The 18,451-nt window shown below is 42.2% G+C and carries 18 protein-coding genes and 1 pseudogene; 3 read left to right on the forward strand and 16 right to left on the reverse strand.

Annotated elements, in window-relative coordinates; genetic code table 11:
• Nucleotides 1–25: 25 nt before the first annotated feature.
• The 6 genes from HG267_RS39325 to HG267_RS39350 all read right to left on the reverse strand — a co-directional run bounded on the left by HG267_RS39325 (nucleotide 26) and on the right by HG267_RS39350 (nucleotide 3,994).
• Nucleotides 26–358: a hypothetical protein gene (locus tag HG267_RS39325; protein WP_263420150.1), complete on the reverse strand. Its 333-nt coding sequence runs from the start codon at nucleotides 356–358 to the stop codon at nucleotides 26–28.
• Between the two features lie 461 nt (nucleotides 359–819).
• A complete protein-coding gene (locus HG267_RS39330) occupies nucleotides 820–1,791 on the reverse strand; it encodes a DUF1822 family protein (RefSeq protein ID WP_263420151.1) in 972 nt (323 codons plus the stop codon).
• 9 nt (nucleotides 1,792–1,800) lie between these two features.
• A complete protein-coding gene (locus tag HG267_RS39335; protein ID WP_045874996.1) occupies nucleotides 1,801–2,451 on the reverse strand; it encodes a hypothetical protein in 651 nt (216 codons plus the stop codon).
• Nucleotides 2,452–2,658: 207 nt separating this feature from the next.
• The gene (locus tag HG267_RS39340) at nucleotides 2,659–3,174 is read right to left on the reverse strand and encodes a helix-turn-helix transcriptional regulator (protein ID WP_045874997.1); all 516 of its coding nucleotides are present in this window, start codon (nucleotides 3,172–3,174) and stop codon (nucleotides 2,659–2,661) included.
• A gap of 243 nt (nucleotides 3,175–3,417) precedes the next feature.
• Entirely contained in the window at nucleotides 3,418–3,663 is a 246-nt protein-coding gene (locus HG267_RS39345) for a DUF4926 domain-containing protein (protein ID WP_045874998.1), read from the reverse strand.
• Nucleotides 3,653–3,994 carry a DUF6883 domain-containing protein gene (locus tag HG267_RS39350; protein WP_045874999.1) on the reverse strand — a complete coding sequence of 114 codons (342 nt, stop codon included), beginning with the start codon at nucleotides 3,992–3,994 and terminating at the stop codon, nucleotides 3,653–3,655. The genes HG267_RS39345 and HG267_RS39350 overlap by 11 nt, the downstream gene beginning before the upstream one ends.
• 201 nt (nucleotides 3,995–4,195) lie before the next feature.
• On the opposite strand from HG267_RS39350, the pseudogene HG267_RS39355 reads away from it, so the two are divergent.
• Nucleotides 4,196–4,967 (forward strand): annotated as a pseudogene (locus HG267_RS39355) (ParA family protein).
• Complete coding sequence (locus tag HG267_RS39360; RefSeq protein ID WP_369792196.1) at nucleotides 4,964–6,040, forward strand: ParB/RepB/Spo0J family partition protein; 1,077 nt, start codon at nucleotides 4,964–4,966, stop codon at nucleotides 6,038–6,040. The pseudogene HG267_RS39355 and the gene HG267_RS39360 overlap by 4 nt, the downstream one beginning before the upstream one ends.
• A 422-nt stretch (nucleotides 6,041–6,462) precedes the next feature.
• Here the strand turns inward: HG267_RS39360 and HG267_RS39365 are convergent, their stop codons facing one another.
• From HG267_RS39365 to HG267_RS42085, 8 genes are all read right to left on the reverse strand, one after another.
• Nucleotides 6,463–8,256 (reverse strand): GIY-YIG nuclease family protein, encoded by a 1,794-nt coding sequence (locus tag HG267_RS39365; protein WP_263420152.1) that lies wholly within the window; start codon nucleotides 8,254–8,256, stop codon nucleotides 6,463–6,465.
• A 710-nt stretch (nucleotides 8,257–8,966) separates the two neighbouring features.
• A complete protein-coding gene (locus HG267_RS39370) occupies nucleotides 8,967–9,371 on the reverse strand; it encodes a hypothetical protein (protein WP_045875004.1) in 405 nt (134 codons plus the stop codon).
• A 40-nt stretch (nucleotides 9,372–9,411) separates the two neighbouring features.
• Nucleotides 9,412–9,678, reverse strand: coding sequence for a ribbon-helix-helix protein, CopG family (locus HG267_RS39375; RefSeq protein WP_063749858.1), 267 nt, complete (start codon nucleotides 9,676–9,678; stop codon nucleotides 9,412–9,414).
• 521 nt (nucleotides 9,679–10,199) lie between these two features.
• Nucleotides 10,200–10,895, reverse strand: coding sequence for a DUF3991 domain-containing protein (locus tag HG267_RS39380; protein ID WP_317891638.1), 696 nt, complete (start codon nucleotides 10,893–10,895; stop codon nucleotides 10,200–10,202).
• On the reverse strand, nucleotides 10,787–11,455 hold the full coding sequence (locus HG267_RS39385) for a hypothetical protein (RefSeq protein ID WP_263420153.1): 669 nt from the start codon (nucleotides 11,453–11,455) through the stop codon (nucleotides 10,787–10,789). The genes HG267_RS39380 and HG267_RS39385 overlap by 109 nt, the downstream gene beginning before the upstream one ends.
• Nucleotides 11,452–12,273 (reverse strand): relaxase/mobilization nuclease domain-containing protein, encoded by an 822-nt coding sequence (locus tag HG267_RS39390; RefSeq protein WP_263420154.1) that lies wholly within the window; start codon nucleotides 12,271–12,273, stop codon nucleotides 11,452–11,454. Before HG267_RS39390 ends, HG267_RS39385 begins: the two co-directional genes overlap by 4 nt.
• A gap of 2 nt (nucleotides 12,274–12,275) precedes the next feature.
• On the reverse strand, nucleotides 12,276–12,707 hold the full coding sequence (locus tag HG267_RS39395) for a MobC family plasmid mobilization relaxosome protein (protein ID WP_263420155.1): 432 nt from the start codon (nucleotides 12,705–12,707) through the stop codon (nucleotides 12,276–12,278).
• 809 nt (nucleotides 12,708–13,516) lie between these two features.
• Complete coding sequence (locus HG267_RS42085; protein WP_071989501.1) at nucleotides 13,517–13,624, reverse strand: helix-turn-helix domain-containing protein; 108 nt, start codon at nucleotides 13,622–13,624, stop codon at nucleotides 13,517–13,519.
• A 134-nt stretch (nucleotides 13,625–13,758) separates the two neighbouring features.
• Between HG267_RS42085 and HG267_RS39405 the strand changes: the two genes are divergently transcribed.
• Nucleotides 13,759–14,316 carry a hypothetical protein gene (locus HG267_RS39405; RefSeq protein WP_045875007.1) on the forward strand — a complete coding sequence of 186 codons (558 nt, stop codon included), beginning with the start codon at nucleotides 13,759–13,761 and terminating at the stop codon, nucleotides 14,314–14,316.
• 908 nt (nucleotides 14,317–15,224) lie between these two features.
• On the opposite strand, the gene HG267_RS39410 is transcribed toward HG267_RS39405, so the two are convergent.
• Nucleotides 15,225–16,877 carry a plasmid replication protein, CyRepA1 family gene (locus HG267_RS39410; protein ID WP_263420157.1) on the reverse strand — a complete coding sequence of 551 codons (1,653 nt, stop codon included), beginning with the start codon at nucleotides 16,875–16,877 and terminating at the stop codon, nucleotides 15,225–15,227.
• The gene (locus HG267_RS39415) at nucleotides 16,877–18,163 is read right to left on the reverse strand and encodes a DUF3854 domain-containing protein (protein WP_263420158.1); all 1,287 of its coding nucleotides are present in this window, start codon (nucleotides 18,161–18,163) and stop codon (nucleotides 16,877–16,879) included. Before HG267_RS39415 ends, HG267_RS39410 begins: the two co-directional genes overlap by 1 nt.
• Between the last annotated feature and the right edge of the window lie 288 nt (nucleotides 18,164–18,451).

An 18,451-nucleotide genomic window follows, 5' to 3' on the forward strand; every position in this document is an offset into this window, starting at 1 on the left:
CCAATTCTTTTTTCTTGTAATTCCTTTAACCAACTCTCCCGGATAGGGCGAAAAGACTCGAAAGCAGCCAGTTGTTTAGTTGCTTTTGTAACTCAGTTGCGGAATTTTTACAATCTTCGTGCTTCTGGGCAATAGAACCATCGTAAGTAACTTTTATAGCTTTGATACCGCGAGGAGAACTCCCTAAACTACGATAGTGCGATCGCCACTCGTCAATTGTTGTTTGTAAAGGAGCAATTGGGGGTAGATTACCAGTGATTTCTTTATGGGGACTAACACCTTCAGTGGCAATTGAAAGCGTTACCCGTACACCCTGCTGTAAATTGCCATCTAGCTTTAGAACAATCAACTTTGTCATCGGTAATACCACAATTGTGTGATGCACAAATCATCATGAGTATATATCTATAGTTGTTTGTTACTTATGCAAAGGAATAAAGGCTGCAATTATCTTTTCAGGGGTGTATAAGTAAGTCGGCGTTAAAAAATCAAGCTATGTGACGAAATGTAAAATCATCGAATAGCTTATAAATTGGTCATTCTACAGTTTTCACAAAACTAAACATACATGGTTTTTATCGTGCCGACTTACTTACGTTTATAAGTAGTCATGCAAAATAAATTATCTACTTAAGAAAGGGAACAGGAAGGAATACAGCGATTTCAATCACGTTGAAAAATGGCTAAATATTTATGTGTAGGTACTTATGAGGTAAATTGACTCAAAAACTGGGTTAGTTGGTTATACTGAAAGCCTATTTATATAACTTTAAATGGGCTGATTATCTGGTATCTGATTTCTCTGCAAGTCCCTTAATTTCAGATTAAAAAGTTCTCTATCACGCTGACATCTCCTAAAACTATCTTGACGCTGAAATTATCTCCCACATCGGCGTTAAACTCCAATGAAATTTTTTTGTTATCGTTTTTGGCTTTAGCTTCCATAACAGCAGTTCCCTCTTCATCTAAAATCATCACATGAAGAGAGGATGGCAAGTACTCTTGACCATTTGTTGGATGTAACTCCACAATAATTTTCATCTCATCCAAGTTGTTTTCGTCATGACTGACTTTAACAACTATCCCTACTGATTCCCTGTTAGCTTTTATCCCAAAATCAATCAATTTAGCCCGTTCAACAGAGTTTTTTAGCCCATCTTCTGCACTTCTAAATTGCCAACCTAGTTCAGTTAAGAATATAGATTCAATTGTTGACCAACTAGACTCAAAAAATATTCTCAAACCATCTTTTAATTCGGCAACATTTTGACTAGATGAATCCAAATTTTGACTCTTAAATTTAGTTGTCTGTAATTCTAGAAATTCTAAATAATTCAGTAAATTTTCTAGAGGTTGTAGTTGGTTAATAGGAAAGTTATCAATTGATACCTCCTTGACAAATCCTAACAACTTGGCTGATTGGAAAGATTCACTTATTTCCACAACAACATAGCCAATCCGGTTTGATTGGACTTTCGGTGGTACATAAACAAACTGTGCATTTTCTAACACCGGACGGCATTCCAATTTGCCCAAATTTGTAATCAATAAATCAGCTACATCCATCAGAGTTTGTTTTACTGGATTCCAACTGTCACTCGCTTCTAGGTCAGTTTCAAACTCCATACATTCTAGATAGAAATTCACGAAAGATACAGACAAGGTATTAAGCAAAACCTGCTGGCTTTTTTCGGGTGTGGCTTGCTCTCTTGACCATTTTTCTGCTAGCCTGCGAGCGACGGTTGATATCAGACCAGTAAATGTAGAAATAGTTGCCATGTCACTCATCATTTGTTTCCTCTAAGTTAAGTCTTCACCACCACCTAAATCTCTAAATTCGTCGCGAAATTCCTCTAAAGTTCGCTGATAAAAATTACTTAATGTTGCCACTGGAATATTCAATTCTTCGGAAATGTCTTTCCAAGATATACCTGACCATCTTTTGACAGCAATTTCCTGGAAATTTACTTGCGGATATTTTTTGATATGTGCTTGTTTAAAAATCCCTTTTGGGTCTATTTCTATATATCGTCTGATTTTTTTAAAAGCAAAGATATAATTATCCTCGTTCTCGCTATCGTTAAATACCAAATATTCCAAGTTTTCTAAGACAGAACTTTCGACATTAATTTCATGGACTTTGCCAATTATTTTGGGAATAGCCTCTTTAAAAAAACGTTGACTCAATAACATATTGACCCAAGTCATAAATAAAGCCCGTTCCGGGTCGTACTTGTCAATATTTTTACAGATATACAAAAATAGGTCTTGTACTGCCTCCTGATAAATTTGTTCGTAAACTCCTTGAAATTGACCGTTATATGGGTGGCAAAGTTTGCCTGAGCAGTATATACCATCGATTAGTTTTGATAAAGTTATCCGTCTAGCAGTTGTACCTAGTGGGTGTTGTTGGGCTTGTAGAGCTAGCTCTTGAAGCTGTTGCTCGTTCATATATTTATTTCTGAGAATATTATTCCTCTAAAAACTATCGGATGCTAATTGTGGCTTTTATCCAAATCGTCTAGTAAAGGTTACAAAAATTTACAATATAATTTTTGGGGAGGCTTCCCGTGAGCTTTCAGACTAGTGGGCGATGTGGATAGCAAAAACGGCAACATTACACCATTTATCTTTGAGTTTTCATGTTGTCAACCCTAGTTATGAAGCTTTAGTTTTAATATTCATTTTTTCTTTTTGCCATTTGTCAACGCTTTCTTTAACTGCTTCTATTTCTGAAAAATCTACTTGCACAGTTGCAGTTTCAAATTCAACACCCAAAGCAGTGCTGACTTCGAGAATTTCTACAAAACTAGCACATTGATAATCTGTATCCTCATATTCTTTCACTCTTTGTTCATCAATTCCTAATATATCAGCAAGTTCTTGCTGACTAATTTGGGCTGCTATCCGAGCTTTAATTAAAGCATTTGGCAGCTTGTTTAAAGAATCAACTTTAATTTTTAAAGGCTTGCTGATGTCGCAATTAATAAGTCTTTCGTATTCCGAAATTTCTAACTTTAACTCGTCAACTTGGCTCTGATATGAGTCTCGGTGCAGCTTCCATCGTTCTAGTTCTGCCTTCAATTGTTCATTGTTATCCAATTGGGCGATAGACTGTTCAAAGCGTTGCAACCAATCTAAGGAATTTTGATATTGTTGCTCGTTTTTGATCATCATGGTTTCCACCTTTTTAGGCTAACGGATTCTAAATTCGCCCTAGCCACTTGCACAGGACAGGGTTTCCACAGGCAGAGTAGTGGTTGCTAGTTCTAAGCGTGTTAGTTCCCGGATGCCCTCCGGTAGCGATGCCGCGATTCAAAATCTTTATTGCTGCATTGACATATTGGGAGCAACTCACAACCACATTTATGTGTGCGAGTTGAAAGATATTTTTTAACAACTGTGCCACTAGGCAACTTAAATTTCCACCAAAGAGCGAACGCTTAAAATTTCATGATTTTTCAGTGGTTTAATATCAGTTATGGGAACGATGACAACAGCTATTGATTCACCAGTTGCATTGAATACTTCTAGAACACATCCGTCTGCGCCATTACTGGGATGAGGGACAAAATCAATCAAAGTTGCGACATCACCTTTTTTTAATTGATACTCGTCTAAGTCACGATTTAAAGCGACACGCTGGTACAGTTCAAAGCTCATTTGCCGACTCCTTGTTAGGTTTGAGGGTGATAAACTGAAACTTGCCGTCAACAGCCCTTTGTAGCCAAACTGTAATTACTGCTAAGTTTCGCTGATTTAAGCCGATTAATTCACCAGTGACGCGATAGAACACCCCATATTCATTATCTCTGTCTTTTATTGCTGGTGTTGTATCTGCCAGTTGACGAATTGCTGCTTTTAAGAGTTCTGGATTGTCTTGTGTAAATCCAGCCATTGCGAGAAACTTTGATTTATCGTCTTGTTCTCTTGGTACTAATAAGTAGCGGGTGATTTTTTCGTTAGCAATAATAGCATCAGGCGGAATTTTCATATTACTGCTTCTACGATTTTCCCTGCTTCGTTGTTTTGGCAATAATAGTGACACCGTGAAATCTACATACGGTGAAGTTATATAAACTCTACTGCAAATTCTATGTAAAAAATAAACTTTTTTCACCTGATACACGTAAACTGGAAACTAAAACCGAGTCGGTTGACCCTACCTCAACGTATTTTCTAGGAACAAGAGCCAGTGTCAACTTCTAACCAGCAATGCCGCATTATTGCCCTGTTTAATCAGGCGGGTGGTGTCGCCAAATCGACATTGACCCAAAACCTGGGATACCACCTAGCGAAGCGAGAACACCGTGTTCTCCTCATCGACATAGACCCCCAAGCATCCTTGACCAAATTCATGGGGTTAGTGCCATCTCAGTTACAAAAAAACCGTTGCTGATGCCATTATCGACGAGCAACCCTTACCAATTCATGAAGATATTCACGGTATGGACTTGGTTCCAGCTAACCGAGTTCTGAGTGGAGCCGAAATGCAGTTAGTCAGTGCTGCCATGCGTGACTTCCGTCTCAAGGAAGCCGTTGAATTCGTTTTAGATGAATACGATTTCATCCTGATAGACTGTCCCCCCAGTTTAGGATTGCTTTCTTATATCTCCTTAGTCGCGGCCACACACGTTCTCGTACCCGTGGAAACTCATCTCAAAGCCTTTGAGGGAACAGACGAACTTTTACAAACTATTACCCACGTTAAAAATAAAGCTAATCGCAAAATCCAAATAGCAGGGTTTGTTCCCACTCGGTATGCTCACCAAAACTCAGCCGATAAACGAGCATTGGCAGCAATAGGTGAACAACTTTCAGCTTGGGGTCGGATTTTCCCAGCCATCCCCAGAGCTACCGCTTTTGTTGATGCGACAGAAGAACGTGCGCCCCTAGCAGTATTTGACCCGAAACATTCTGTAGTGACTATCCTTGAAGAAATCGCTAATTCTTTGGAGGCTTTGTGATCCGACGTAAACAAACTGAGAAACCCTTTGGGGGTCAAATTACAACTCCACCGCCTGCTCCTTGGTTATCCTCAGCAGATGGAGAAAAGCTAACCGCTACTGAAACTACTATCAAACTTGAAGATATAGTTCTGCCTCAGCACCAACCCAGGCGATACTTTGACCCACAAGCATTAAAAGAATTAGTTGAGTCAGTCAAACAGCATGGCATTCTCCAACCTCTGTTAGTTCGTCCAGGGGCGGAGGGAAAATACGAATTAGTAGCAGGAGAACGACGCTATAGGGCAGCACAAGAAATAAAAGTTGAAGTTGTGCCTGTGGTTGTGCGTGAGCTATCAGATGACCAAGCATTTCAGTTGGCTTTGATTGAAAACCTACAACGAGAAGACCTTAACCCTGTTGAAGAAACTGAAGGTATTTTGCACCTGTTGGCAATTCGGCTGCATTGCGATGTAGAAGCCGTCAAATCTTTGCTGTACCGAATGAAGAACGCTCACAGCAAAGGAGAACAACAGCCAACAGACTCATTAAATGAATCTAGGAGAAACGTTTCTCCTAACTCAGATGAAACTGAACCAGGGGATAATATTTCTGACAATTTAGATTCTGAGACAGAATCTAGGAGAAACGTTTCTCCTAAAGAAGAGGATGAGCAATCAAAGACGGTACAACAGGTATTTGAGAGCCTGGGACTAATGAATTGGCTATCGTTCACTACCAAGCGTTTACCATTGCTCAATCTGCCCGAAGAAATTTTAATAGCACTGCGAGAGGGCAAGTTGGAATACACCAAAGCCCAAGCACTGGCACGAGTAAAAGATGAGGAACTGCGAAAACAACTCTTGTCAGAGACGATAGCTAACGATTGGTCTTTAAACCAAATCAAAGAACAAATCATCGCCAACATTTCATCTGAACCATCCGCCTCATCTAAAACACCTAACCAAATACCAGAACGGCTCAAGGATATTACCCAGCGCATTAAAAAGCGCCAACTATGGAAAGAACCAAGAAAACAAAAGCAGCTAGTAAACCTGATAAACAAGCTGGAAGCATTACTAGGGGATGAGTGACTTGGGGTGAATTGTCAGGTAATCTCGAAGAGGAGACTATATCAAAGACTTGGTGGAATATATCAGTTTATTGCCCACCTCCTTTCTTCTTTTGAAGCAGCAACAAGTCCGGGCGGCACGTTAGGATTATCAGCATCTGTTTAGGAGCCAGAAAATTTTGAATTTCGCAGAGAGCGAGCTTCTCTCTTCTGCTGGGCTTTCTTCAACCTCTCATGATCCTTAACGCTCTTGTCGTTAGTAACAGTCTCTTGTGCTGGTTTGTGTTCGACAGTTGGAGTTATGGATTTAGGTGGCTGATTTGTAATACTTGAGAAGCCAAATGTTTCCTGTACATCATCCCAATCTCCGACCACCTCATCATCAACGCACCAGCTACAAAGGCAAACATGCGAAAAGGTAAGATTGTTGGCGATTGTGACAAATTAGTTACTTGGCGTAAATCTAAAATCTGCCCAATAGGTTTGAGTAAGGATGAATTTGATACTCTTCCTCCTGTTTACGTCGTCAACACCCGAGTATACAATACAGATAAATGCTGGGGGAAATGTAAACAACCCCGTCTTTGGCTCAAAGGGTGGTAGGGCAATGACACAGTGCTTCGTACTCACAGATGCAAATGGTGATCGCTTGTTTGCTGTGCTTGCTGACCTATTCCCCCACAAGCAGTTCTCGGTAGAGTAAGGGGAGCTAGGATCAATTAGCTTGAGGCGCAAACCTTCTTTATAAGTTGCTCCCATGTCTTCGTAAAAGCTCGTAAAATCTTTCCACCGTTCGCACACATTAAAGCCTTTGTAATGCTTAGAATTTGGATTGGCTGTTTGGTAAATCAACCGATCCCAATGTTTGTATATTCTTGTTTTTGACATTCCGTGTGGTTTTTTGACATCAATTCGACCTGTGTAAATTCGCTTCTCGGCAGCTTCTAACTTAATGCCTTCCCGCTTTGCTAATGCCTCTGCTGCTGCTTGGACAGATGGGTAAACAGTAGGGTCTCCAGGGAGCCTGGTAGGTTTACCCGGAAAACCGCCAATCTCTCCGCCTTTAGTGACGTTGTAACCATTAGGGGTTAAGGTGTTTAGCTCCTTAATCCATTTGCGCTCTTTCGCTCTCAAGTCTTCAGGACTGTTAGCAGAATCAATAATTTCAATTGTGAAATTCTCTTCCCCAAATTTGGCGATCGCTTTGTGAATTAGTGAGGCGTTTTTTCGAGAAACCTGATCTAAATGTCTCTCCCAGCGCTCTTCTAATGATGTTGTGGTCAGTCCTACATACTGTTTACCGTTTATGAGATTAGTTGCTAGGTAAACAGCACCATTGTCATAACCCAGTTTAGGAGGAGTAAACAGCGCATCCTCTGGTTTCATGCCTTGCTCTAAACGCCTTTTGACAGTTGTGGCACTAACAGGTGCATTCAATTGTCGAACAGCATCTTCTAATCCGTTATAAATAACACCATTCACTTCAAAGGGGTGTCGGGGGTCGTTTGGTGCATCATCAAACGCCTGTTCTAAACTCCAACCAGCGTCTAAGCGTTTAACTACTACCCAATAATCTTTGCCTAATTCTTGGCAAGCGTGTTTGATACTACGATACGAAACCCCTTTATACTCAAAGCCAAACTTAGCTTCAGTTATATATTCTTTAGCACACTCAGGACATTCGGTTCCCTTTAAGTGATTGTAGGGGCGTTGTTCAAAATCACCATGTTGATAGCAGATGATAGTTATCTTGGTGTCTGTGTTAACGTAATTTACTTGACTGTAATCGTATTTCTCACCGTGCTTGGCGCGGGCTTTATTGATGAATTCCTCTGTTGTTAAAGATTGCTTTTCATTGGCGCATTTAACGCAACCTGAGCCATTAATGTGTGCAACCGGCTCTTGCTCAAAATCGCCATGAACAGGACAGGTAATTGTAACCTTAATATTTATTCTTCGATAAACAACCTTGTCATAGCCGTAATAATTTCCATGAACTTGGTGGAATTTGGCGATGATATCGTCTTGACTGTTACGCTGGCGATCGCCATAACATTTGCGGCAGCCTACACCTAGAAGATGATGGCTAGGAGTGATGTTAAATTCGCCATGTGTAGGGCAAATTACAATTACCTTGGTGCTTGAGCCTACATAGCTTGCTTTAGTGTACTCATAAAAGCCATTGTGCTTGGCTTGAGCTTGTTGGATAAATTCTTCTTGGGTTTTACGCTTTGGCATTTGCAAAATTTTCAGGGACTGGTTAGAGAAGATCTGATTTTGGGATTGCTAGGTATAGAACTAGCAGTGGTGTATTCTTGTGTCTAACTAGTAGTCTGCCAAGCCAACTTTGCGTTGTGGTCAGCAGAGGAGCGGAGGGGCAGAGGGGCAGAGGGGAAAGACTTACTACAAGTTTCTCCTCTGCTCCCTTGCTCCCCCTGCTCCCCTGCCCACCTCCACATAGCAATTTTGGGTTGGTGAACTACTAGGGGTAGTGTGAAGGTAGCTGCGACCAGGGGCAAACTAAACCGTATAGTTTAAAAACGAGGAAAATTGTACTAGTACGAACACTTAAAAAAGTACCGAATTTACAATTCGAGTTGGCACTTTGACCAATTTCAAAACAGAATACTCAGTCAACAGAAGCTTATTTAGTCCCAATGCTAGAAGAAAGTTCCGCCTTTGTGTGGAGTCGGAACTTCAAACACGCTTGAAGTGATCGCCTACATCGCTGCATACATGATTGCTCGCTCAAGATATCATAAAATCCTGAAATGCTTATCATGTAAGCCTTATATAACACTCCGCTCCCCTCGCTTCAACTATATCTGCTCATAATGATAGAAACTAAACTGTTTAGTTTACGCTTAGACAAGGATTAGGTAAATCAAATACCTAGCCCTCATCTTCACAAATATTCAACAGTTAATCAAATTATCTGTTGTAGAAGGTTACTCCTCTTTATTGCCAAAGTAGAAACCAAAGGCCACCCCAAGTAAAGTAACTTGAGTTGTAACAAGTTGAGGAATTAAATCTTTAATCAGTTCCTTGTCAGCTTTTGGACTGAATGCAACTACTCCTATCATGACAAAAGTTCCCAGAAGAGAACAACCAAGCAACTTCACCAACCACATGACTAGTTTGGTTCTTGTCGTTTCCCGATGCCTTTCTGTCCAATCAGAAACGTCTTTAACAGATTTTCGAGTGAGTGGTGCATCCTGAACATAGTCAGTAATGTTCAACTCTCCATGAAGGGCTATATCAGGCTCGAACTGAGCTTCGACTGAACTAGTCCGATTGTCACAATGGGTAACAGAAGGCGCGGCTTCAGCCAAGCCATTAATTTCTTGAGGCATTAAAAACTCCAATATTTTATAGGAGCCACCTCATCTTGCTTTATCTAAAGACTACTTCACGAATCTCCTTATCAGGCTTCTGAAGCAAAACTTTAGTCCCCTGCATTCTTTCTTCTAGAAGATATGCCTCTGTTGCAATTGCTTTACGAAGGGCCTCATTCTGAGTAATGCCTTGGGTTTGGGCAAGGAATTCTAGAAGTTTAGCAGCGTCATCAGACAAACTGATAGACAGCCGCTTCCCACTAGTGGTTCTGGTGGCGGATGGGTTTTGGGCTGTAGCAGCAGAGCCTTCCCCTACATTCCGCATCAATTTGTTCATTATGTTGAGATTAAATGTTAGTTTCAGTGTTGAGATTAAATGTTAGTTTCAGTGTTGAGATTAAATGTTAGTTTCAGTGTTGAGATTAAATGTTAGTTTCAGTGTTGAGATTAAATGTTAGTTTCAGTGTTAGATTTTAGATTTTAGTTTTGGATTAGGGAAATAAGGCAAATCTGCTGCTACACGATAGTATACACTCAAACAAGGGATTGGTGCAATAATTACACCAAAATGGTGCAAAAGTGTTCAGCCAGTCATTAGCCGCAATGTAAACCCTGAAAACATTAGCGGATAAAAAAATTCAGATTTTTTTTTGATTTGAGTTATTGCTGTTGGCTGGAGAGTATTGGCATACCAGATTCAAGAAATCGTTGCGACTCTTGCGACAAAGTGGAGTAGCAGGGGGCGGGCTTGTGGATCTAGTTAGCCCAACCAGTAATCATTCTGCCCGTCCCTGCTACCGCAAGAGTCGAGCGAAGCGGCAACGAGTTCGTCGGCGCAACATGAGATTACCGACTTAAACCGCGCTGCTGCTGTCTGCGTTTCTCCTGCTCTATGTGCAGTATTTCTAGCAAATCCTCATTCCAACTGTGATTATTGGGTGGAAGTTGCTTACTTTGGGGCAACAATTTTAATACAGTTTTGGCTGTTTCTTTACCTTGGTCATCTTTACTAAATGCCAGCCCAATTCTGCTGATATTTTTGAGGAATTCTAATGGCAAGTTATCCGGGTCATCCACTACCAAGTACATTGTTTTGACTGGTGGCAGCCCCTTGTGTGCATTCATATCCATATGTGCTAACGTCAGTGCATCAATGGGTGAGTCGCACAAAAATACTCTCTCGATTTTATCGTCTGTTTCTCTACCCAAGTTGATGTGAAACCAACTCTGTCTTGATTGGGTGTTTTCGCTGTTCTGCGAACAGCGATCATCTTGCTTTGGGGTGTCCCAAACCAGTGCGCCTGATTTTTCACCATTGAGATCACGCTTGATAAATACAACTTTTCGCTGCTGGTCTATGTAACCCAAACCTTTACGATGTAATGTTTCGACTAAATTTGACGAGATGCCGCGTTGTTGAGTCAGGTAATTTTTTAATGCAGGCCATAGCTTCTCATCTTCTGATGGTGGCGTAAATGGCAGGGCTGGGGAGCAGGGGAAGCTGAGGAGGCAGGGGAGGAAAGAGAGTAATTGAGGGATAATTCTTTCTCCAAGTGCTGCACCTCTCCCCCAGCTACCCCTGCTTTAGTTTGTATCTGCTCTTTATTAGATGCCAGTTGATTGTTAGCGATTAAAACTAATGCTTTAGCTTCCTCAGTAGTCCATCGGGCGGGACTGGCTAATATAATTTCTTCAACTTCTTTTACTGGCCGATTATCTAATAACGCTCTATTAGCAATTTCTTTGTCTCGGTCAGTCAATAATAAGTTTGGCAATTCGGTACTGTAATACTTATATAACTCGGCTAAAGAATTTTCTTTTGGCTTTGGTTTATCGGTGGTTAAAGGTTGAGCTTTATTTTGAGCGATTGCATCCACTGTTGTTTGAGATGAAAGCTGTTGCTCCTTTTGAGCAATTGCCGGTCGCAGGTCATCTAATGTGGTTCTTCCTTGTTCTAACTGCTGCTCATACACGGACAGTTGTTCTATTAATTGTGGTAAAGTTTCCACCAAGGTTGACTCGGCTGCTGACTGTTCAATAAAATCAGCGATCGCATTTATGAGTTCAAGGTTGTCAACTGCTCGCCCGACACGATTGTTCAACAGATACTCAATCCGCTCGTCATCGCGTTGAGGCTGATAGTCAATAGATTTATGTTTTTGCAGTCCAGGAAAGGTATAGGCAGCCCCAAAGATGTACCGCTAAATTTCTGCTCATTCCACGAATAAGAGATGCCTTTACTTTTGCCATTGCGTGTTACACCGTGGCGCACTTCTACACCTTTTAGCTGCAATCGTTCCACCAGTTGGGGCATGGTCGGTTTATCTATTGTGGCGCGGTCGATTAGTTCAATTAGTTGGGTTTTAATTGGCTGTTGTGGCGGCGTGTTTCTCTCACCCTGCTCGTACTCCAGTTGCTCTCTTTCCAATCGGCGCTGTTGTCCTATGCTTGGGGCGCGGTTAAGTTTTTCTTTACTACTAATAGTCGGCTGTAAACCATATTCTCGCTCTAGCTGGCGAATGATTTTTTCTGAACGTACATACTCCCAGCTATCACTCGTAATCTTGCCGTCATCCAAACTGATTCTACTAGCGCAAATGTGTATATGATCATGGTCGCGGTCACTGTGGCGATAGATGGCATATTGGTTAGATATGTAACCCATTGCTTCCATATATTTCTCTGCTATCTCGCACCAAGTATCATTGTCTAGCTGTTCGCCTGGGCTTAGTGAAAGTGAAACATGGTGAACTACTTTAAGAGCTTCTGGATTGAGTTGTCGAGATAGTCGAAATTCTCTAGACAGTTCTCTAGCATTTCTCCCGAACATATTACCGCCGATTAAAGATGAATCTTCTCGATTCTCTAAATATTCCAAGAGTCCACGGAAGCTTTTACCTTTGGTTTGGTTGCCAATCATTTTTACTCCCACTCTTCGTTATCTTCATCGTCAATGTCATCATCATCAGTGACTTCAGTTTCAATAGAAGATAATTCCCGACCAATTTGCTGTAGAAGATTTCGCAATTCTTCTAGTTGGGATGGATTTGCTGGTGGTCGCACTCCCATTTTTAGGGCGGCGTTTGTTGCTCTAGTGAGTTGATTAATGTTGTTGCCAATGCGGACTAATTCTCTATATGTGAAGAGGGTTATTTTGCTCAGTCGCCTTGGCAATGGTTTTAATAAAACACTACGTCTTGTAAACTCAGCTATCGATAGTCCAGCGTCTTGTGCTTTTTGCTTAATCATCTCGTGTTCGATTGCATTAACACGAGCTTCTAATGTCTTGTTACGCAGCAGGTTTTTTGACAGTTTTGGGCGCATAACTGCAACACAGCGAGAGGGGGTTTCCAAAGCGGGGATACTTCCCCCTTTGGCAAGCCTGTTGTCCGAGCGGAGCGAGGTTTGCCGCAGGCAAAAGACACGGCTTGCTTCTAGCCCAGATTTCGGGGGAGAGCCGAGGACGAGTGTAACCGGATTGGGGCAGCAACACGAGAGATTTTGGGTAATATCACGCTACGGCACTTGCCGCTATTGAGCATTGGTTTTTACCAATAGCTGAACACGGAATTTTCACCGCTTTTAGAATTAAATTTCGCTACTCCTTGAAAATAGTAGATTAAATGATAAATAGCAATAATCGTCAATTTAATTTAATGGATATGGGTAGATAGAAAAATCACAAGCGGACTTTACAAGCACGCCGGATTGAGGCAATTAATCTTTTTCAAATGAAGTTCATAGATTTTCTCTCTTCATTACATTACGGACTCAAGCCCGACCATAAAACGAAGAGCGCATCAGCTACAGCATCATGGATTTGTGCTTCTTTAGGTACTCCAATACTTTCGTACAATGCAATGTTATGTAAGTGTGAAAGTAAAACATTAATAGCAACGGCAATTTTATCTTTGCTCACTCGACCTAACTTGGACTCAGCTATCAGATAATCCATCAGCTAAAGACTAAGTTGTACGGCAGGTACACTATGCCGTGCAAGAAAAGTTTGCATGGTGAACGATGGGTGGCTGATGAGTGTCAAAAAATATTGGCATTACCTCGCGGAAGTATTCAATAATTTTCCGACTTACATACTCAAGGTTTTTGACTACATCCGCCAAACCTGGTTGAATATCGAAAATCAAGTCAAGTTGGGCTTCTCTTCACTTCATGGCTGCGAAAAACAAGTCTTCCTTTGTACCAAAACGTTGATAGATAACAGCTTCAGAAATACCTGCTTTTTTGGCGATGTCTCGTGTAGAAGCGTTCACACCGCTGTACTACAGCATTTAACAGCACTTGCTACATTATTAGTACAGTGAAATGCAGTATTGGCAATGCTTGAGTAAAGCATTCCACTGCACATACACATTGCATACACATTAAAAAACCGTGGGGGCAACGTATGGATGAAGCTGATAGCAAGAGCGTACAAGTCACAGCCTATTTACCCAAGGATGTGCATGAGCAACTCAAGAAGTGGATGGGTGACAATTACCAACGCTCTGTCTCCTCTGCTGTCTCGCTGATTGTCGAACACTTCCTGCAAAAAGACGGTCGCCCATTGGGAAATACCGACATTGGCCCTAGAGTGGCAGCGCTAGAGCAACAGAATCTCCCGTCTAGGTTGGCAATGCTAGAACAGCAGATGCAGCAGTTAAGGGAAGCCCTCATCGCAGCTGGAGCTATTAGCCTAGCGAGTGGGGTTGAGGAGCATCTGGCAGAGAACACCAGCATTGAGGGCGGTCAGTTTATCTACTCTGTTAAGGAAGCCAGGGAGGGGTTGAGTAAAACCGAAATCATGCGCCGTCTAGACATGACCGCTACTACTTTAAAGCGGCTGGCTGAAACCGAGAGGCTCTCTGAAGAGAAATATTTGGTGAAAGTCACAGGTTGGCAGTTAGGTTCTGGCGAGCGTCCAAAATTTTTCCCGCCGCAGTCCAACACTCAAGGGCAGGGTTAGTGAAAAAAGCTTTTCTCAGTATGGCTAATTTTAGGTAATAAAACTGTTCGGTATGCCATGTCAGTTTTATGTGCAATCTATGGTAAAACCAGGGGATTTTCATGTTACATCCTAGTCAATTCCATGTGAAATTCATGGTCAGGAAAATTATCCCCTCAACCAAGCTCTGTTAAATCCTTGGTAAATCTATGGTGGTTTCATGTCAGAACCATGTTAATGGAATATCAAGTTTTTTTGATTTGAACCCTCGCACAGTACGCAAAAATTTTTGGCCAGTTTTTTGAGCCGGAAATACTACAAAAATCGTTGGTTCTAAAACTACTACTGCTTTTACACATGGGCTGTACATGAGAGTGCAGTAATTTTCATGCACTACTAATGTTAAACACGGCATTTACACATTGCTTATGCCGTATTTAGCAGTAATTGTTATGCACTATTAATGTGGAATACCTTATTGACACATTATTTAAACTCTAGATAGCAGTATTATTAATGTGCTAACAATGCTTTTTACGGTAAAAGCACATTATAAATACCTTACATAGCAGTATTGTCTGTGCTTCCCTGCTGTAAAACAGAGTATCAAGCACATTACCAATGCAAGGGGAGGCATTAAGCCCCAGCCGCCCCAACACTGTATATGAAATATTGGGGGTTTGAGGTGTTTATGAGGATTGGATTTTATTACTTGTCCAGTAAACTTGTTTATCTATTTAATTACCGTTAGTGGACGTGACAAAAAACTGGCATTTTGAGATTGTATTTTCGTCAACTTTCAAATTGTTAAGCTTACTAGCTCTCTAAAAACGCGGATTAGACGTAATCAACGCACGGCGAAACTAGCTGTAATCAAAGGACTACAACGCCGCACAGCTATTTAGTTGGGTGGAGAATTGGAATTATTGTTAAGCTGCGGCTTTCTCTTTCTCTTTAGCCAGCCAGTACTGGAAGATTTGCTCACGTCCATCGTCAGCACCAACCACATGATAAATTCGTTGGCGATCTCCTGTGCCATCTCGACCCTTATATTTAAGTTTCAGCCCTATCTTCTTCAGAAAGCGGCGCAAGATGACGATGGGGCTGTCATTATCATTTAAGGTAATATCTAGCACGGTTTTGACTTGCCATTTTACTCCTAGAGCATTGTTAGCCATCTCTACCAAGTCCTCATCAGTCCCCCTGAATGAGCGATCGCCTTTGATGAAATTGGGGATGTTGAACATTTCTAAGGCATGAATCACCAAACTCTTCTGGCCGCCGTTAAAATCCGGTAGCCATGCGCTTTTAGCTTGAAGCATCTTTTCCCCTAGCTTGCGGTCGCGCTCGGCAACATACTCCCTGCCTAATGTTAGGTAATAACACAGCCTCAATTGTGGATAATAGCCAGTATCGTCCTTTTTCACCAGTTCCGGGGTAACTTCCACGCCATAACGCTGTTCGAGCTTGTATTTGCGTTCAATGTTGCGTTCAGTCGTGGTTTTAGAGCGTTGTTGTTGTAATGCCTCATATTTAGCCGGGGTCAATTGGCTGGTATCAGCAGCACAGACATCCTCACACTCGGCATTGTACAGGTCATTTCTTTGCTTAGTAATCAGTTTTTCTAATATGATTCTTCTTGTGTTGTCATCAACATCGATAATGTTGTGGCCCTCCTCGGTTAATGCTGACAGCACCGACTCCCGGTAATGAATCATCCCAGCATTAATCCGACAAGACATTTTACCGAAAATGGCCAAAGCAGTGCGGTTGATGTTGATTTCATCATCTATTACCAATGAAGCATCCTGTAACAGCCTCAGATGAGCTTTAAAGCATTGATGTTCACTAGCCAGGAGTGATTTAAGGTTCGTTCCTCCATTCCCCACCTTGCCGATTCCGTGACGGCCAACCCACAAATGGCGCTCTACTTGCTCACGGACACGGGCTAAAGCTTGGCGAGTAGCATTTTCTGGGGCAACTCCCTGGAAGCATCCCCAAACGCTGGTAAAATGCCCTCTAATGTCGATGCTCACCCCTGTACCAATGGAAGGGGAAGCCAGCACAATGTCATATTCCATTAGCACTGCATTCAGGCGCTCAATGCAGCCATAAGCTTCGTGTTCTGGGTCGGCAATGCTTTCGGAGTCAATGCGAAGTATTTTGCGGTCGGGGAATTTTTTCTTTAACTTCGCCTCTAAAACCTTGGTTCCCCATTTAGATTTGGCTTTTTGAGCGTCAACGGCAATAAACGGCTTACCCCCCGTTTTAATATGAGCTTCTAGGGCAGCTAACCAGCAGATAGGTGTAGTCTGTCTGTAGTGGTAAATGTTCACTGGCTGACCCTTCCAAGTGTTGACTACTACCCAAGGGCTAACTTTGGTTTCTGCTAGACCCATGATCATCTCGGCGGATAAATCCGATAAATCAGCATCAGCCAAGATAATTCTGCCGCGACCAGGGGCAAGGGTATTCTTGAACAGCTGTCTTAGTTGGTTAAGGACTTCAACCCGATGTTTTTTCACTTCGGTGGTGGCAGAGAGTAAATGCCAAATTACCTGCTCTGATTCGTCAATGATCACTAGGGGTTTTTCCAATGAAGGGCGTTAAATCTGGCTTGTCCATAAGGATGTAAACTGTCAACACACAAGGCAAAGCCGAGTAAAATGCCAGTTTCGCTGTTTCTGACTTCGCTAATGTAGGGAATGCCTAAACGGTCGGCTAGGGCTTGGGCTAACTGTACTCGGTGAGATAACAGTAGCACTGGTTGACCGCAGGAGATCGCTTCGGCAACAATGGCGATCAATGACTCGGTTTTACCTGTGCCTTTGGGGGATTTGAGCAAAATCAGTTTAGCCTCATCAGGGATTGCTAATTCTCCTAGATAACGCTGATTCAGGGTCAACGCAGGCTCATAGGACAGGCGATTGTAGCTTTTCACCTGCCATTGCTCTAATGTGAGTGCAAGGCTTATCACTTCATGGGCGACATCTGACCCCCTGGCAATGATTAAATCATCAATGCCCTTTTCGGGATAATTCCACTCGGTAATGAGGACTTGACAGCCACAAGCCGTTAACAGCTTAGTGGTTTGGGCAATGGCAATGTTGACCCGTTGAATTGTTTCTGGCTTGGTGTCGTGGTCAAAGCAGATGGTAAATTTACGTCCCAGTGTGGCGAAGTGTTGCAGGTCTGGAATTAAATGTTTTTCCCCGGTGGGTTGCCCCAGTTCATCTTTAGGGCTGCGGTAGCCACCGTTGACTCCAGGGAGGGCGATCGCCGCATAGCCAAGGGTGAGCAATGCCCCGGCTTTTTTGGCTCCTTCACAAATTACAACGGGGATGTTATATTTCCATATCCAGTGCCAGAAGCCATTGGTTTTATCTTCATCACTGATGGGTTTTTCATAGCGTGCGGCCACAACCTCCCAGATTTCATCCGGTACAGCTAGGAAGAATGCCCTTGTTGGCACTCGCAACGGATGTTCGTATTTGATGACTTTATGGACTTTGTTCGGGTCGCGCCTGGGGCGGTCTGGTTTCATGCAGCCCCACTGCATGGGGCTTTCATCGTTGAGTGGGTCGATGCCACTGCACCACCAGGAAAGTCCCTCGATGTGGCGATACTTCTTCAGTACGCCGTCTCTGAGTCTTCCATCGTTACGGCGGGGGACGTTTTGACCGTAGAACAGATAGTCATAGGCGGCTGTGCCTGAGACTGAAATAACGTTTAATTCAATGATTCCAGGGTCAACAGCACTGGCTAACCATTCATTCCAGTGGGTTGCTTCTATGTGAGAGGGGCGGGAGATGATCTCGAACCTCTCTGTGACTTCTATTTGTTGTAGTCCACAGTTACTATTTTTCACAGCTTTTTCCCTCTAATACTTGTTTTTCAGTATTTGGAGGGGTTTAACGCGCTGCTAGACCTTATATCTATGAGATTTACTGTTTTGCTTATTTATAATTTTTTTGAGCAAAAAAATTGATAAATTTTGGGGCAAAATTCGGCAGTGAAAATATAGAAATTTCCACAAGAACTCATATAATATGAGTAAGCAGCGCGGAACAATCTCTGTTGCCAATCAGTGGTGAGAGCTACCAACTACACTCCACTTTTTTGGTTCTTAAGAGATAAACCCCGCTTCCCAATATTT

It is taken from the genome of Tolypothrix sp. PCC 7601 (assembly GCF_025677855.1).
GTDB lineage: Bacteria > Cyanobacteriota > Cyanobacteriia > Cyanobacteriales > Nostocaceae > Aulosira > Aulosira diplosiphon.

Coding starts and splice junctions, on each gene's coding strand:
- HG267_RS39325 (WP_263420150.1), bottom strand. CDS start 358: ATGACAAAGTTGATTGTTCTAAAGCTAGATGGCAATTTACAGCAGGGT.
- HG267_RS39330 (WP_263420151.1), bottom strand. CDS start 1,791: ATGATGAGTGACATGGCAACTATTTCTACATTTACTGGTCTGATATCA.
- HG267_RS39335 (WP_045874996.1), bottom strand. CDS start 2,451: ATGAACGAGCAACAGCTTCAAGAGCTAGCTCTACAAGCCCAACAACAC.
- HG267_RS39340 (WP_045874997.1), bottom strand. CDS start 3,174: ATGATCAAAAACGAGCAACAATATCAAAATTCCTTAGATTGGTTGCAA.
- HG267_RS39345 (WP_045874998.1), bottom strand. CDS start 3,663: ATGAGCTTTGAACTGTACCAGCGTGTCGCTTTAAATCGTGACTTAGAC.
- HG267_RS39350 (WP_045874999.1), bottom strand. CDS start 3,994: ATGAAAATTCCGCCTGATGCTATTATTGCTAACGAAAAAATCACCCGC.
- HG267_RS39365 (WP_263420152.1), bottom strand. CDS start 8,256: ATGCCAAAGCGTAAAACCCAAGAAGAATTTATCCAACAAGCTCAAGCC.
- HG267_RS39370 (WP_045875004.1), bottom strand. CDS start 9,371: ATGCCTCAAGAAATTAATGGCTTGGCTGAAGCCGCGCCTTCTGTTACC.
- HG267_RS39375 (WP_063749858.1), bottom strand. CDS start 9,678: ATGCGGAATGTAGGGGAAGGCTCTGCTGCTACAGCCCAAAACCCATCC.
- HG267_RS39390 (WP_263420154.1), bottom strand. CDS start 12,273: ATGATTGGCAACCAAACCAAAGGTAAAAGCTTCCGTGGACTCTTGGAA.
- HG267_RS39405 (WP_045875007.1), top strand. CDS start 13,759: ATGGATGAAGCTGATAGCAAGAGCGTACAAGTCACAGCCTATTTACCC.